This window comes from Ramlibacter henchirensis (genome assembly GCF_004682015.1).
GTDB lineage: Bacteria > Pseudomonadota > Gammaproteobacteria > Burkholderiales > Burkholderiaceae_C > Ramlibacter > Ramlibacter henchirensis.
The window spans coordinates 1,909,208-1,923,878 of sequence record NZ_SMLM01000001.1 but is presented as its reverse complement, the minus strand read 5'-3'; the positions used below and the strand labels follow the sequence as shown (position 1 = coordinate 1,923,878).

The window sequence follows — 14,671 nt, the reverse complement described above, 5'->3', positions numbered from 1 at the left end:
ACGCAACACGCGGGCGGGCTATTCCTGGGCGCCGTTTGGTTTCGAAACTATCCTGTCGAGCCTGTCAGGCGCGCCGTGTGCGGCAGTCGCCACGCAACATGCAGCCACGCCTCCGATCCATGACCTCTTTCTTTTCGTCGCCCAAGCGCGAATTTGGCCGTCTGGTCGGACGCGCCCGGTCCGCGCCCGCCCTGCAGCCCCGCCCTGTGCAACCGAACGCCAATCCGGTGGACGTCATCGTGCCCGTGTACCGGGGTTTGGCCGACACCCGACTGTGTATCGATTCGGTGCTGGCCAGTCCCGTGTGCACTCCTTACCGGCTGGTCGTCATCAACGACGCCAGTCCGGACCCCGAAATCACGGCATGGCTGCGCGAGCGGGCCGCCGCGGATCGCCGAATCGTGCTTCTGGAAAACTCAGAGAACCTGGGGTTCGTCGGGACTGTGAACCGGGGAATGGCGCTCAACCCAAGCAGCGACGTCGTGCTCCTCAACAGCGACACCGAGGTCGCGAATGACTGGCTTGACCGCATGCGCGCGGCAGCTTACGGGGACGCACGCGTTGCCTCGGTGACGCCCCTTTCGACCAATGCCACGATCTGCAGCTATCCCCGGTTTTGCCGGGACAACCGCATGCCGGCCGGTTACACCACCGCGCGCCTGGACGGCCTGTGCGCGCGCACCAACCCGGGTCTGGTGATCGATGTCCCGACGGGGGTAGGGTTCTGCATGTACATCCGCCGGGACTGTTTGCAGGAGATCGGCCTTTTCGACACCGAAAACTTCGGAAAGGGCTACGGGGAGGAGAACGACTTCTGTCAAAGGGCCGCCGCTGCGGGCTGGCGCAATCTCCACCTGCTGGACACCTTCGTTCTGCACACGGGAGGCGTCAGCTTCGGAGTCAGCAAGCGCCCCCGCGAAGAAGCTGCAATGCAGACCATGCGTCGGCTGCATCCGAACTACGAGGGCGACATCCTGGCATTCATCCGGGCTGATCCCGCCCGGCCTGCACGGTTGGCCATGGACGTGGCGCGCATCACGGAATGCGGTCTGCCCGTAGTCCTGGCGGTCACCCACGATCGGTCGGGGGGCACGATGCGCCACGTCGGCGAACTGGCCAAGCACCTTGCCGATCAGGCGATCTTCCTCGTGCTCACGCCGGCCTCGGGAAGGCGCGTCCTTCTGCGCTTGGCCGGGGACGCCGAAGAATTCGAATTGGCATTCCGGCTCCCGGACCAATACGAGAGGCTCTGCGACGTTTTGCGCGCGCTGGGTGTCCGGCATGTCCACTTCCACCACCTGATCGGCCACGACCCCTCGATCCGGGACTTGCCGCGCGTACTTGGACTGGCGTACGACTTCACCGCACATGACTACTACAGTTATTGCACGTGGATTTCCCTCACTGGCAGGCGCGACCGCTACGTCGGCGAGCTCGCCGCCGGGCAGTGCCGCTGTTGCCCACCCGACATGGCTGCGCCGGGCGGAGCCGGCACCGTGGCGCAATGGCGCGCTGCAAATGCCGAGCTATTGCGCGGCGCACGGCATGTCTTCGTGCCCAGCCACGATGCAGCGCGTCGCATCAGCGGGTTCGCGCCCGGCGCTCGCGTGGTGGTGGTCGGCCATACAGACATTCCGCCCGACGCCGATCTGCCGCAGCCGCAACCTGCCGTCCGCGCGCAACACGCGCCGCTCAGAGTGGTCGTCGTGGGGGCGCTCAGCCGCATCAAGGGCGCGGACGTGCTCGAGGCGACCGCGCACGAAGCGGCGCGACGGCGAGCTCCCATCGAGTTTCATGTACTGGGCCACGTTTACCGGCCACTGAGATCCCGTCCATCCGCCTACCTCACGGTGCACGGCAAGTACGAGGAAGAGGATCTCGCGCAGCTGCTGGCGAAACTCGATCCGGACCTGGCCTGGTTCCCGGCCCAGTCGCCCGAAACCTACTGCTATACGCTAAGTGCCGTCCTCAAGGCGGGGCTCCCGGTCGTCGTCCCCGACCTCGGCGCCTTCCCCGAGAGGGTGCAAGGCCGCGCGTGGAGCTGGATCCGTCCTTGGAACTCCAGCCCCACGCAGTGGCTGGATGACTTCATCGCGATCCACCACCGGCACTTCATGCCCGGGATCGCGCCCGCCCTCCCGGAGAGGCAGTCTTGCTGCCAGGACAGCCCTCCGCAGCAACGAGTGGCTTGGAGCTATGGCAGGGATTACTTGTTGAACCTGGGCGCTGCTGCAGGTCGGCACGCGCCGCTCCGAGCGGCCGACCTGGAGCCATTCCTGTTCCGACGGCGGATGACGCCTCGCTTGCGGCTCTTGGCCGTCCTTGATTACGTACGCACACGCCCAGTATTGAGCAGCGTTGCGCAGAGCGTGCCGACCCGATGGCGGCAACGCGTCAGCGACTGGCTGAGTGCCTGAAAAGCGAGCGGAGCAGCGCGCGCATCGGCACGCTCACTTGCCCGACGTGCCGGGCAAAGGGGGAGACATGCGTGGCGCCGAATCTCCTCATCGTGCGCAGGATGGCGATGACCGGCCGGGGCTTGGGACCCCAGCAACGCGGCTTCAATTCATCCATTGCCGCGGGGACGTCATGAGTCTGAGGACGAGCGTCGCGCGCGCCCATTCTCTGTTCCAGGACCGGTCCAGGATGACCAGCAGGAGGCTGGCCCAAACCAGCGGGAGGTACCACGGCCAGAATCTGCGCGTGATCCGCAATCGATTGATGATGCCGTACCGCTCCGACAGCAGCGACTTGTTCCGCACACCGCCGCGCGATCCCGTGCTGGCCCCCTCCTTATGACGCAGACGGCTGTGGAGCGCCACGAGCGGCCGGTAACCCCGGCGCCGGCCCCGCTCCGCCCAATCCATCTCTTCGCAATAAAGGAAGTAGCTCGGGTCCATGAGGCCGACTTCATCCAGGTATTGGGCCGTGACGAACATGGAAGCGCCGACGGGGTAATCGAGCGCCAAGCTCACGTCGCCGCCGTGCTGCGGGAGTTCCTTGTCGTGCCAGCCCACACCGAGCCAGCGGCGGTAGATTCCCCCCACCGCCTGGATTCGCTCCGGCTCGTCCCATTCGAGGAGCACCGAGCCACAAACGCCGGCGCGCGGCGTGGCACCGTGGGCTGCGACCAAGGCTTCGAGTGCTCCTGGTTCTGCAATCACATCGTTGTTCAGAAGCCAGAAGTTGCGCGACGCCCAGCGCTCCCGCGCCCAGCGGATGCCGGCATTGAGGCCACCCGCGTAGCCCGGGTTGGTGGGCAAGCGAAGCACGTGGACGGACCGTACACCCTCACCCGACGAAGTGGCGATCCAGCCCGATTCGCCCTGCGCCCGCCGCCACGATGCGAGCCGACGTTGCAGCCATCGCTCCAACTCGGCCACGGACGCGTCGGTGGACGCGTTGTCGCACACGACCAGGCGCATCGGCGGCCCATCCAGTGCCAACAGGCTTTCCAGGCAGGCGATAGTGTCACGCCAGCCGTTCCAGTTGACGATGACGACGCAAGTCGCAAGGTCGTGTTCGCGATCCACGGCTAGATCTCGCGTTGCCAGGGCAGGCCCGACCGGCCGCGGATATGGCTGCAATCGAGCTTGACCTTGCCATCGAGCAGTTCGCGAACTGTGCCGACCAGTACGGGGTTGAGGGCCCGGTAGTACTTGTAATGCACCTCGCCGCTATCGAAGACGTACGCCTTCATCTCGGCCTGCATGTAGCTGCGCATCTCGCCGTTGGCGAGCATCACGCTCGCACCATCGCCTCCTGCCGGGAAGAAGCGCGGGCACTGCGCTTCCAGCAGCTTGAACACGGCGTCGTAACGCCTGTCTTGACGCTTTGCCGGCGCACCACCCGCCTCGACGCGGGAGAGATGACACAGCCAAAACCCGCTTCGCGCACGCTCCTCCGGCGTCTTTTCGCCGAGGCCGATTTCCGCAAGCGACCGGGACGGCAGGAACCGGCAGGCCTGTGGATCCGCCATGCGCAGCCGGTATGCGGCAAGCTGCTGATCCAGCACCCTGGAGATCCTCACGTTCGGCAGGCGCTGGTCCGTCAGCATGCCGGCCACGGCAGGTGCGAGCAGCATCAGCCGCCCGGGCTGGGCAGCGGAGAGAAAAGCTTCCGTCCGTCGGGCATCCAGTGCTCCGCTGTCGAGAGCGGGCGCATTGTGAAGACTCAGCCAACGCGACTGAGGGTGGAACAGGGGAGTCACCAGCGAATAGCTGATCGCCGACATCGTCACGTAGGTGGCGGGATGTTCGCGCGATTCCAGCGGGACTTCCACGTGAAAGTACGGGGCGTCTTCCCATCGGACAAACGTCCACGCCTGCAAGGGTGCGCTTTGCAGTACCGCGAAGGCTTGCCAAGCGACCATGCCGGCACCCAGGGTCAGGCGGAGTGCTCGCGTGACGGGCAAGAGGCGGGTCAGCCCGATGCATACCGGTCCCACCATCAACAGCCCGACCACGAAGTACCGCCCGTTCCCTGTCGTCGCGAGCCACGGCACAAAGACCGCCGCCAGGGCCAGAAGCATCACGAAGACCGGCCTGGTGGCGAGCCTCGTCTCCTCGCGTCCGGCAGGAACGCTCCGGCGGCGGCGAGAGAGCACGGCTAGCCCGCCCAGCAGCACCAGCAAGACCAAGGCGAACAGGAACCGGAAATCCGGGGCCATGATCTCGACGTACACACTGGCGTCCGGCGCGGCCATGGCCACCGGGCGCAGCCAGGTTTCAAGCCAGGTGTCCGGTTGGAAGCGCATGATCGTCAGCCCGCCCAGCCCAGCCAACCACGGAGCGGCGCGAACCAGTGGTGATGGAAGGGGTAGACCGGGTTGCCGAAGTGGCGCCAAAGCAGCCAGCCCCAATGTCCGTATCCGAGCACGAAACCAACCAGGCCGGCCACGCTCCCGATCAGGACGGCGCCCACTCGGCCACGCCGCTCGCTCGCGCATAGGAGCCAGAGCCCCGGCATCAGCGCCGCCAAGGGCCCATTACTCAGCTTCAACGCCACGGACAATCCCGCGCACACGCCGGACCAAGCGACATAACGGCGCGCCCGCTGCGGCTCAATGTCGGCGTTGCGGGCCGCGGGCTCCATCGCCAGCGCGACGGCCCAGACGAGCGGCGCCGCCGCCAGGACGTCGTTGATGCTGGAACCGAAAGCCGACAACACGACGCTGGACATGAGTCCGAGTGCGACGGCCAGGGTGCGCATCGCGAGGTCGAAGACTGATGTCCCGGGCAGGCACACGCGAGCGAGCATCCAGAGCGGCCACACCGCCACCATGTGCAGCGAGACGATGACGGCTCCCGCCGAGAGGCCGGACCAGCCGCTGACCGCCATCTTGTAGAACGGCCAGTACAGGTAAGGCGACTGGAACGACTGGTAGCCGGCGCCTAGAAAATCGACGTCGAAGCGGTGCTGCTCCGCGGTCCATCCCAGGTAGATGTGGTGGTTCAGGGCGTCCCAGCCGATCCCCGTGCCTCCGAGCGAAATCGGGATGGCGAGCAGCAATGCCCACGCGATGAGACACAGGAGCGCGCCTTCCCAGCGCAGCAGCGCCGCCGGCGCGGCGCGTTCAAGCAATGTCGACTCCGAGCGGTTCACGCGAGGGCATCCCGCTCCGATGAAGTCCAGCTGAAGTTGAGAGCACCGGCGAACAGCGAACCGGCTGCCACTTGCGCTCCAAGGATCATCAGCGTCACGGCAGGAATGGCAACACGCATGGCTTGGGTCGGGTCGAGCGCTCCGAAGCCGGAGGTCCCCCAATCCCACGTCAACCAGGCAGACCACGTGAGGCCAAGCGAAATGAGCAGCACGCCGGCGACGAGGCCGTTTTCCAGCTTCAGGTACGGTGCCAGTGTGGCGAGCCAGCGTTGAGGCGGCACCACACCGGAGATGATGCCGACCCATTTGGTGAGCAGGGCCAGCTGGATCATCTGCGCCCCGAGGACGGTGGCAGCCGCCATGTACAAAAGGGAGTGGATGCCCAGCGGAAGCGGACCATGCATCCCTGTCGCACCCAAAGCGAATCCGCCCAACCCCAGAAGCATGAGGGCCCCGCCGGGATAGAGGAACAGCCAGCGCGGGCAGAACAGCAGCAGGAAGCGCAGGTGCCGCCAGCCGTCGCGCCAAGTTCGCAGATGGGGCGGCCGGTCGCGGCCGTCAGGGCGGAGGCTGGTGGGGACTTCTTCGATTCGAAGTCCGGCGAGCGCCGCCTTGGCCACCATTTCGCTCGCGAATTCCATTCCCGGAGAGACCAATCCAAGGCGCTCGATCGCGGCGCGCGGAAACGCGCGAAGCCCGCAATGGAAGTCGCCGATGTCCGTGCGGAAGAAGAGCCGCCCTACAAAGCTCAGGACGGGATTGCCCAGGTACCGGTGGAGCGGCGGCATGGCTCCCGGCGCGATACCACCTCGAAACCGGTTGCCCAAGACCAGTTGTGCACCCCCACGCAACCGGTCGACGAACGCCTGCAACTCCGAGAAGTCATAGCTGTCGTCCGAGTCGCCCATGATCACGTAGCGGCCGTGCGCTGCTGCGATGCCCGCGAGCAGGGCCGCCCCGTATCCCGTTCGCTGGACGTGGATCACGCGGGCGCCGGCTTCGCGGGCCAACTCCTGGGAGCCATCGACGGATCCATTGTCCGCTACCAGCACCTCTCCGGAGATGCCGGACGCGGCGAGGAAGCGGCGTGCCGCTGCAACGCATCTCGCCACGGTGCGGGCCTCGTTCAGGCACGGCATAAGCACCGTGAGCTCCATCGGCGGAACGTACCTTTGCGAGGACACGACGAGAGCTTCGTCCAGAAGAGCGGTCATGGCATTCGTGCGCGAAACGTTTTCAGCCTGCAAAGCAAACGAGCGGCCCGCAGGCCGCTCGTTCACAGGTTGACCCACACTCCCTCAGATAAGACCAGAGGGAGTCATGTTCTCCTGATTAGCCGCGGCAGGAACCGGGCAGGAACTTCGGGTTGACCGTGGTACCGGCCGAGTGGCCGCAGACCCACTTGCCGACCGTGGACTGGGGCGTAGGCGCCGAGGTGCCATCCGCGAGGAACGGGACCAGGGTCACGATGCCGCCCGTAGCCGGCGGGTTGGCGTTCGAGTTCTTGATCTCGCGGCTGGTCACCTGGATGGTGCCGCGGTGAGGCGTGTCGATCGTGGTGACGCTCAAAACATACTGAGAAACGCCGGTCGTTGCGGTCTGCTCGCAGCCCCAGCCGTTCGCGCCGGGCAGTTGGGCGTTGGTGGTGCCGGACGAGGACTGGATCACTTCCGTGATCGAGGTACGGCAGCTCGAGGCAGACAGGATCACTTCCGACATCTTCGCGCGGATGGTGTAGTCCTGATAAGCAGGCAGGGCCACCGCGGCCAGGATGCCGATGATCGCCACAACGATCATCAGTTCGATCAGGGTGAAACCCTTTTGCAGTTGACGCTTCATGGATACCTCCGTTGGAAAGAAGCGAGGTCTTTCCGCAATTGCTGTGCCAGCCGGGCCTGGAGTCTTTAAGTATTAAAACGGCTCCAGCGATGTGTGCGGAAGAGCGTTTTTGTCCCGATGAGCTGACAACAATGTCAGCTTACTTGATACAGACAGACCTGACTTGTTTCAGGTCTGTCAGTCCCATCATGATTTTTTCCATGCCATCCATCTTCAGTGTCCGCATTCCCGACGCGACAGCGCTTACATATAGCTCGGCAACGCGCGCCCGCTCCTGGATGAGCTTCTTGATCTCGTCGTCCCCAACCAGGAGTTCGTGCAGTCCGACGCGGCCCTTGTAGCCCGTGTTGTTGCACTTCTCGCAACCGACGGCCCGATAAAACTTCAGCTGGCCGTCATGGCCATAGCTCTCGACCCAGTCTTCGTAGAGCTTTTGCGCCTCGCCTCCGGGGTCTGCCTTCCAGGGCTCGGTCTGCTTCAGGTCCAGCGCGTATTCGGAGACGAAACTGCGCAGTTCCTCGTGCGAAGGCGTGTAGGCCTCCTTGCAGTCGCAAAGCCGCTTGGCCAGGCGCTGCGCCAGGACACCCAGCAGGGCATCGGCGAAGTTGAACGGGTCCATCCCCATGTCCAGGAGGCGGATGATGGACTCGGGTGCGGAGTTGGTGTGCAGCGTCGAGAACACCAGGTGACCGGTGAGCGAGGCTTCGATGCCCATGGACACCGTCTCCTTGTCGCGCGACTCGCCCACCATGATGATGTCCGGGTCGGCTCGAAGGAAGGCGCGCATCACCAGCGCGAAGTCGATTCCCGCCTTCCTGTTCACCTGCACCTGGCGCAATCCCCTCTGCGTGATTTCCACGGGGTCCTCCGCCGTCCAGATCTTGGTTTCGGACGTGTTGAGGAACTTCAGGATGGAGTGCAGGGTGGTCGTCTTGCCCGAACCTGTCGGCCCGCAGACGTAGAACAGCCCGTAAGGCTTGCTCACCGTCTTCTCCAGGCGCTCCTTGTTCACCGCCGTCAGCCCCAGCTTTTCCAGGGGAATCGGCTCGCCCGCCGCCAGGATACGCATCACGACGTCCTCGACGCCGCCGGCCGACGGAATGGTCGCCACGCGCAGCTCGATGTCGAGCGGCCCGAACTTCTTGAACTTGATCTTGCCGTCCTGCGGCTTGCGCTTCTCCGAGATGTCGAGGTCGCACATGATCTTCAGGCGCGTGACGAGCGCCTGTCGGAAGTGCGCGGGAACCTCGATGTAAGGCACCAGCGTGCCGTCGATGCGGAAGCGGATGCCCGTCTTGCCCTTGCCGGGCAACGGCTCGATGTGGATGTCCGAGCAGCGCTGGTTGTACGCGTCGATGATGACCTTGTTGACGAACTTGACCAGCTCGTTGTCGGAGGCGGCGGACTCCAGGCTGCCGTCCTCGCCCTCGTCGTCGGCGGGCGCGGTCAGGTCGGCGAGCAGTTCGTCGATGGATTCCCCGGCCCCGGCGCCATAGAGCTGCGCCAGCGTCTCTTCAAACTCCGCCTGCGTCGTCACGCGGTAGGTGAACCGCGAAACGCGCGAGAAGACCTGCGGAACGATGCGGGACCCGCGCACCGCTTCCGGATCCATGCACATGATCACCAGGCCGTCGGGCGACTCCTCCAGCGGAATCCAGCCCTGCTCCTCGACGAACTCCCGCTTCAGGAAGCCCTGGAGCTGCTCGGAGCGGATGCGCCCGCTGTTGAACGGCTCATAACGCACTCCGAAGAACTTGGCCAGCGACGGGCCGATCTGCGCGGGGCGGATCTGGAAATCCGCCATGAGCACATGCTCGACCGACTTGCCTTCCTCGCGCGCCTTGGCGATCGAGCGCTGCAGCTCCTCCTGCGTGAGCACGCCATCGGTCAGCAGGCCGTCGTATTTGGTGACACGCCGCCGCAGGCCTTCCTGGTCCTTCCGCATGCGCTGTCGGATGGCCGTGGCCAGGGTCTTGCACAACTGCGCGGCGCCCTCGATCTCGAGTTCGCTGAACGGCAGGTCGCTCTTGTTGTTGATCACCTGCAGCACGCCGTGCAGCACGTCGCCGTCGAGGATCGGCATCACGAGCATCTGCTTGGTGCGATAGCCGGAACGCTTGTCGACCTCCTTCAGGAAGCTGAGGGTCGGATGGATCCGCTTGAGCGCGTCGTCGTCGTAGACGTCCGCGATGTTCACCATCTCCCTGCTGAACGCCACGTAGCCCGCGATGCTCTGCGCGCTGATCGGCAGCTTCAGGTCCTTGGCGGCATTGAGGCCGGTCTTGACCTTGGAAATGATCGCCGTGCGGTCCTCATTGACGGCGTACAGCGTCAGCCGGTCGGCGTTGAACAGCTTGCAGATGTGCTGGCTCGAGTCCAGCATGATCTGGTCGATGTTCTCCGTCTCGTGGATCTTGGTGGTCACCAGCTGCAGCTGGCGGAAGAACAGCGCTTCGAAACTGACGCCGCGCTTTTCGGGCGGCAGCTGCTGGGAATCGAAGAAAGCCTGCGAATCCCGCTCTTGCTTGAGGACGGCACTCATGGGGAACTCCTGGGCCTGCTGGCGGCAGGCAATGCGCTAAAGCTCGAACTCCTGCCCGGCACGCAGGTAGCGGATGTCGTGCGAAACGTCGGCCCCGAAGGGCTGCGTCTGATCGAACCGCTTGATCTCGGCCATGATCAGGTCGGTCTCGGCCGGTTTCGTATGCGTGATGAAGATCGGGAAGGACTTGCCTTTCTCGATGCAGTCCAGTTCCTCGGCCAGGGCAAGCGGGGACAGGTGCAGGCTGCGCCGCGCGAGATCCTTCTCGCGGTTGCTGAAGGCCGTCTCGATCACCAGGGCCGCGACGTTCATGGCATTGAGGCGACGCCAGAAAGCGGGGTTGCGCTCCGTGTCGCCGGTGAACACCCAATTTCCTCCGCGCGCGGAGATGGCGTACCCGACGGCTGGGACCGTGTGTACTGCGGGCAGGACCTCGATGCGCTTGCCGCCGATCTCCAGCACCTGCCCGACCTGGATTTCGTGCAGCGTCACGAACGGCTTTTCTGGCGAGGGGATGCGGCTGAAGTCGGGCCAGATGACGTTGTTGAAGACATGCGCCTTGATGGCGCTGATGGTGCCGGGCAGCGCGTACACGCAGATGGGGCGGGTCAGCTGCGATGCGACGGAATCGATCATCAGCGGCAGCGCCGCGATGTGATCCAGGTGCGAATGCGTCAGCAGCACGTGCTGGATGCCGGCCATCTCCTCCAGCGTGAGATCCCCGACGCCGGTGCCGGCGTCGACCAGCACGTCGCCGCCGACTAGGAACGAAGTGGTGCGGCAGCCCTTGGCGATGGCGCCCGAGCAGCCCAGCACCCGCACCCGCATGTCAGCTCTCCCGCCGGCCGGGGCCGGGGCGGGCCGCCGGCGGCAGCGGCGGGAGAGGGCGGGCGTGGCGGGAGCTGGCTGTCCTCATTTGTTCTCGAAGTTGGTGGCGCCGTCCCACTCGGGATCGAACGGCAGCAGCTTCATCGAGGCTACACGCTCGCTGTAGAGCTCGTAAAGGTATTTTTTGGGATTCATGCGCAGCAGGTTCAGGAGCAGCAAGTCGCACTGCTCCCAGTCCTGCGCGCGATACGCCTTCAGGAAAGCGGCCCAGGTCTTGAGTTCCTGCGACTGCGCGGGCTCGAGGGCGTCGGCCGGGGCCACCGGCCAGAAGATCGCCACCGACTGCTCCTTGCCCTTCACGCGGACCCGGTCCAGCTCCTGCCAGGCGCAAGCGGGGGCCAGCTTGCGGGTGGATTCGCTCACCACGATGTCCACCCCGTACGTCTTGGACAACCCTTCGAGGCGGGCGCCCAGGTTGACCGCGTCGCCGATCACCGTGTAGCTGCGGCGCACCTGGGAGCCCATGTCGCCCACGCACATCATCCCGGTGTTCAAGCCGATGCCCACGCCGATGTCGGGCAGCCCTTTCTCGCGGTGCTCGTCGTTGATCAGACGCACCGCCTGCACCATTTCCATTGCGCTCTGCACGGCCAGGTGCGCGTGTTCGGCTGTATCCACCGGTGCGCCCCAGAACGCCATGACGCAGTCGCCCATGTACTTGTCGATGGTGCCGCGGTGGGAGCGGATGATGTCGCTCAGCCGGTTGAAGACGGCGTTGAGCAGCTCCTGCAGCTGCACCGGCTCCATCCTTTCGGACATCTTGGTGAAGCCCCGCATGTCGCAGAACATCACCGTCAGCTCCTTGTTGACGGCCTGCATGGTGTAGTTGTCCGGGGCCTTGACCATCTCGTCCACCAGTTCGGGCGGGACGTAGGTGCCGAACAGGTTGGCCAGTTCGCGCTTGGAGCGGCTCTCGATGAAATAGCCGTAGCTCATGTTCAGCCCGAAAGCGGTCAGGATCAACGCCAGCGCTGCCGCCATCGGGAGCACCAGCCCCACGCCCAGGAACAGCCAGAAGTTCAGGCCCACCACCGCCGCCAGCACGCCGAGGCTGACGAGCACCGCCTTCGGCGCGGAGATCAAGGGCAACGCGAGAGCCAAGGCGACGCCCGCAATGAACAGGACCACGACGTCATAGCCCACGGCGTAGTCCGGCTTGACCATTAAGCGACCGTCCAGGAGGCCCGAGATCATGTTGGCGTGCGTTTCCACGCCGGGATAGGTCTCCCCCATCGGCGTGGATCTCAGGTCCTGCAGGCCGGGGGCGGTGGTGCCGACCAGGATGATCTTGCCTTTCAGGCTGCCGGCCGGAAGGCGTTGCACGACCAGGTCCGAAGCGGAGACGTAGCGAAACGAGCCGCCTTGCGCGCCGCCGGGACCGCGAAAAGGCACGAGAGCCGCGACGCGGTTGTCGACCGGAATGCCCAGCGACTTCTGACCCAGGCGAAGCACCACGCTCTCCAGCCCCTGATAGCTGCGAGAAAAGAAGCGGTCACGCGCATACCCCGGCTCGACGGCGGGCGCCCCGAGCAGCAGCCGGAACATCGCGAGCGACAGAGATTCGTAGTAGCCGTCCTCGTATCCGGCGATCAGCGGCACCGAGCGCACGACTCCGTCGCCGTCAACGATCGGGTTGAAGAAGCCGGCCGCGGGCGCCGCCATTGCGATCTGCTCGATGTTGGCTGCGTAGCCGTTCCAGCTGGTCAGGCGGATCGGATGTCCATTAAGGTCCTGCCGGCGGATCACGGGCGCGGGCAGCACGCCGGTCCTGCCGCCGCCCCGGTCGCTGCTGAAGTAGTAGCCCAGGACCACCGGGCGCTTACGCAGCGACCGCGCGAACGCCGCGTCGTAGTCGAGGCCGGGCGCGAGCTGGTCGACGCGGGCGGCGAACCCGGGCTGGTCCTTCAGTTCGGATTCGGCGAGCTGCCGCAGGCGCTTGAGGCCCGAGCTGTCATCCGGCTCCGCGAACACCACGTCGAAACCGACGACCGCGACCTGCTGCCGGTCGAACAGTTCGTCCGTGAGCTGCGCCATGCGGTTGCGACCCCACGGCCAGCGGCCGATCTCCGCCAGGCTCTTCTCGTCGATGTCGACGATGACGATGCGTTCGTCCATCGTCTTGGGCATCGTGGCGCGCAGCCGCGCGTCGTACAGGAATTCATCGAACCGCTGCAGGAAGCCCAGAGGCATCGCGCCGCTGGCGTGCAGCAGCGCGATGACGAGCGGAATGAGGGTGACCGCGATGCGGGTCCAGTGCCTGGCGAACGTGCCCATCCAGCCCGGACCTCGCTGACGTCGCGTCGGGAGCGCCGCGCGGGCGTCAGCCCTGCACGAACTGCATCTGGGTGCCGGCGAGTTCCAGCAGGTCGCCGTTCTTGAGCGTGACCGGCTCCTGGCCAATCGCGGTGCCGTTCAGGGTGGGCTTGTTGCCGCCCTCCACGTGAGCGACCACGAAGCCCTGCGGACGCTTGGTGATCGCGGCGACGGCAACGCCCGGCTTGCCGATGGTCGTGACGACCTTCACCAGCGGCACCTCACGGCCCGCCGCGGCGCCCGAGAGAACCTTGATCGCGCCCTTGACGTCGGCGACCTCGCCGCCCGCCGCGCCCGCACCCTGGGCGGCCGGAGGCATCATCCCCGGCTTCATGATCACCGTCTTGTCGAAGGTGGCCCCGGGGACTTCGTTGATGTACTTGATCTTGTACTTGCCGATCTCGACCGTGTCGTTGTTCTGCAACAACTGCTTCTTGACGGCCTTGCCGTTGATGTAAGTCCCGTTGGTGCTGTTCAGGTCCTCGAGGTGGACCTCACTGCCGGACATCTGCAGAACTGCGTGCTCGCCGCTGACGGCGAGGTTGTCGATGACGATGTCGTTGTAAGGACGGCGGCCCAGCGTCGTGCGATCCTTCGTCAACTGCACTTCCTTGATGACGACACCGTCGATCGAAACGATCATTTTCGGCATGGCCCACTCCTCTTCCAGATCTCTTCGGGAATTTCGCTACTGACGAGCTATTTTCCCAGCAATCGGGAGATCAAGCCCTTTTTTTTCGTCCCGGCGTCTGCCTGGGCCAGCAGCACCGAGATATTGTCCCGGCCGCCGTTCGCATTCGCGGCGTCGACCAGCTGCACCACCTTCACCTCCAGCGGCGCTTCGCCCGCCAGGATGCGGCTGATGCCCTCGTCGTCGACCATGTCCGAAAGACCGTCCGAGCACATGAGATAGATGTCGCCCGGCTCGACCCGGTGCTCGTTCACGTCGAGCAGCACGGCGTCTTCCACACCGAGCGCGCGGGTGACCAGGTTCTTGTTGGTGGAGACCGCGGCCTGCTCGGGCGTGATCAGGCCGGCATCCATCTGCTCCTGCAGAAGGGAGTGGTCCTTGGTGATCTGCGCCAGCTCGCTGCCGCGCATGCGGTAGCAGCGGGAGTCGCCAATGTGCCCCAGCAGCAAGCGGCCGTCCTGGAACACGCCCACCACCAGCGTGGTGCCCATGCCGGAATACTGCGGATTGGAATTGGCCGCGTTGAAGATGGAGCGGTTGGCGTTGTCCACGCAAATCTCCATCGCCCGGCGCACTTCCTTGGCATTGGCATGGCGGCCGGCCTGCGACAGCCAGCGGCCCAGCTCGGACTTGATGAAGGTGGTGGCCATTCCGCTGGCGATCTCGCCGGCGTTGTAGCCGCCCATGCCGTCGGCCAGGATGGCCAGCCGGGTGGGCTCGTCCACAGTGACGGAATCCTCGTTGTTCTCGCGGGCGAGACCGGGATCGGTACGGATGCAGAACTCGTAATTCAT

At 65.2% G+C, this 14,671-nt stretch carries 10 protein-coding genes and 1 pseudogene; 1 reads left to right on the top strand and 10 read right to left on the bottom strand.

All coding sequences use genetic code 11. The features are described from left to right. Positions 1-143: 143 nt before the first annotated feature. Positions 144-2,417: pseudogene (locus EZ313_RS09500) on the top strand (glycosyltransferase); the annotation flags it as partial. 144 nt (positions 2,418-2,561) lie between these two features. Here the strand turns inward: EZ313_RS09500 and EZ313_RS09495 are convergent. The 10 genes from EZ313_RS09495 to EZ313_RS09450 form a co-directional block, all read right to left on the bottom strand. Beyond that, positions 2,562-3,533, bottom strand: coding sequence for a glycosyltransferase family 2 protein (locus EZ313_RS09495; protein WP_167772552.1), 972 nt, complete (start codon positions 3,531-3,533; stop codon positions 2,562-2,564). A gap of 2 nt (positions 3,534-3,535) precedes the next feature. After that, positions 3,536-4,756, bottom strand: coding sequence for a hypothetical protein (locus tag EZ313_RS09490; protein ID WP_135262922.1), 1,221 nt, complete (start codon positions 4,754-4,756; stop codon positions 3,536-3,538). Between the two features lie 5 nt (positions 4,757-4,761). After that, the gene (locus EZ313_RS09485; protein WP_135262921.1) at positions 4,762-5,583 is read right to left on the bottom strand and encodes a hypothetical protein; all 822 of its coding nucleotides are present in this window, start codon (positions 5,581-5,583) and stop codon (positions 4,762-4,764) included. A 17-nt stretch (positions 5,584-5,600) separates the two neighbouring features. Continuing rightward, the gene (locus tag EZ313_RS09480; protein ID WP_240788575.1) at positions 5,601-6,818 is read right to left on the bottom strand and encodes a glycosyltransferase family 2 protein; all 1,218 of its coding nucleotides are present in this window, start codon (positions 6,816-6,818) and stop codon (positions 5,601-5,603) included. Positions 6,819-6,936: 118 nt separating this feature from the next. Continuing rightward, entirely contained in the window at positions 6,937-7,443 is a 507-nt protein-coding gene (locus tag EZ313_RS09475) for a pilin (RefSeq protein ID WP_135262920.1), read from the bottom strand. 139 nt (positions 7,444-7,582) lie between these two features. Beyond that, on the bottom strand, positions 7,583-9,985 hold the full coding sequence (locus tag EZ313_RS09470) for a GspE/PulE family protein (protein WP_135262919.1): 2,403 nt from the start codon (positions 9,983-9,985) through the stop codon (positions 7,583-7,585). A 36-nt stretch (positions 9,986-10,021) separates the two neighbouring features. Then, a complete protein-coding gene (locus EZ313_RS09465) occupies positions 10,022-10,813 on the bottom strand; it encodes a 3',5'-cyclic-nucleotide phosphodiesterase (RefSeq protein WP_135262918.1) in 792 nt (263 codons plus the stop codon). An 84-nt stretch (positions 10,814-10,897) separates the two neighbouring features. Then, on the bottom strand, positions 10,898-13,147 hold the full coding sequence (locus EZ313_RS09460; RefSeq protein ID WP_135262917.1) for a CHASE2 domain-containing protein: 2,250 nt from the start codon (positions 13,145-13,147) through the stop codon (positions 10,898-10,900). A gap of 46 nt (positions 13,148-13,193) precedes the next feature. Beyond that, positions 13,194-13,838 carry an FHA domain-containing protein gene (locus EZ313_RS09455; RefSeq protein WP_135262916.1) on the bottom strand — a complete coding sequence of 215 codons (645 nt, stop codon included), beginning with the start codon at positions 13,836-13,838 and terminating at the stop codon, positions 13,194-13,196. A 47-nt stretch (positions 13,839-13,885) separates the two neighbouring features. Continuing rightward, the gene (locus tag EZ313_RS09450; RefSeq protein ID WP_135262915.1) at positions 13,886-14,671 is read right to left on the bottom strand and encodes a Stp1/IreP family PP2C-type Ser/Thr phosphatase; all 786 of its coding nucleotides are present in this window, start codon (positions 14,669-14,671) and stop codon (positions 13,886-13,888) included.

Coding starts and splice junctions, on each gene's coding strand:
- EZ313_RS09490 (WP_135262922.1), bottom strand. CDS start 4,756: ATGCGCTTCCAACCGGACACCTGGCTTGAAACCTGGCTGCGCCCGGTG.
- EZ313_RS09480 (WP_240788575.1), bottom strand. CDS start 6,818: ATGACCGCTCTTCTGGACGAAGCTCTCGTCGTGTCCTCGCAAAGGTAC.
- EZ313_RS09475 (WP_135262920.1), bottom strand. CDS start 7,443: ATGAAGCGTCAACTGCAAAAGGGTTTCACCCTGATCGAACTGATGATC.
- EZ313_RS09470 (WP_135262919.1), bottom strand. CDS start 9,985: ATGAGTGCCGTCCTCAAGCAAGAGCGGGATTCGCAGGCTTTCTTCGAT.
- EZ313_RS09465 (WP_135262918.1), bottom strand. CDS start 10,813: ATGCGGGTGCGGGTGCTGGGCTGCTCGGGCGCCATCGCCAAGGGCTGC.
- EZ313_RS09460 (WP_135262917.1), bottom strand. CDS start 13,147: ATGGGCACGTTCGCCAGGCACTGGACCCGCATCGCGGTCACCCTCATT.
- EZ313_RS09455 (WP_135262916.1), bottom strand. CDS start 13,838: ATGCCGAAAATGATCGTTTCGATCGACGGTGTCGTCATCAAGGAAGTG.
- EZ313_RS09450 (WP_135262915.1), bottom strand. CDS start 14,671: ATGAATTACGAGTTCTGCATCCGTACCGATCCCGGTCTCGCCCGCGAG.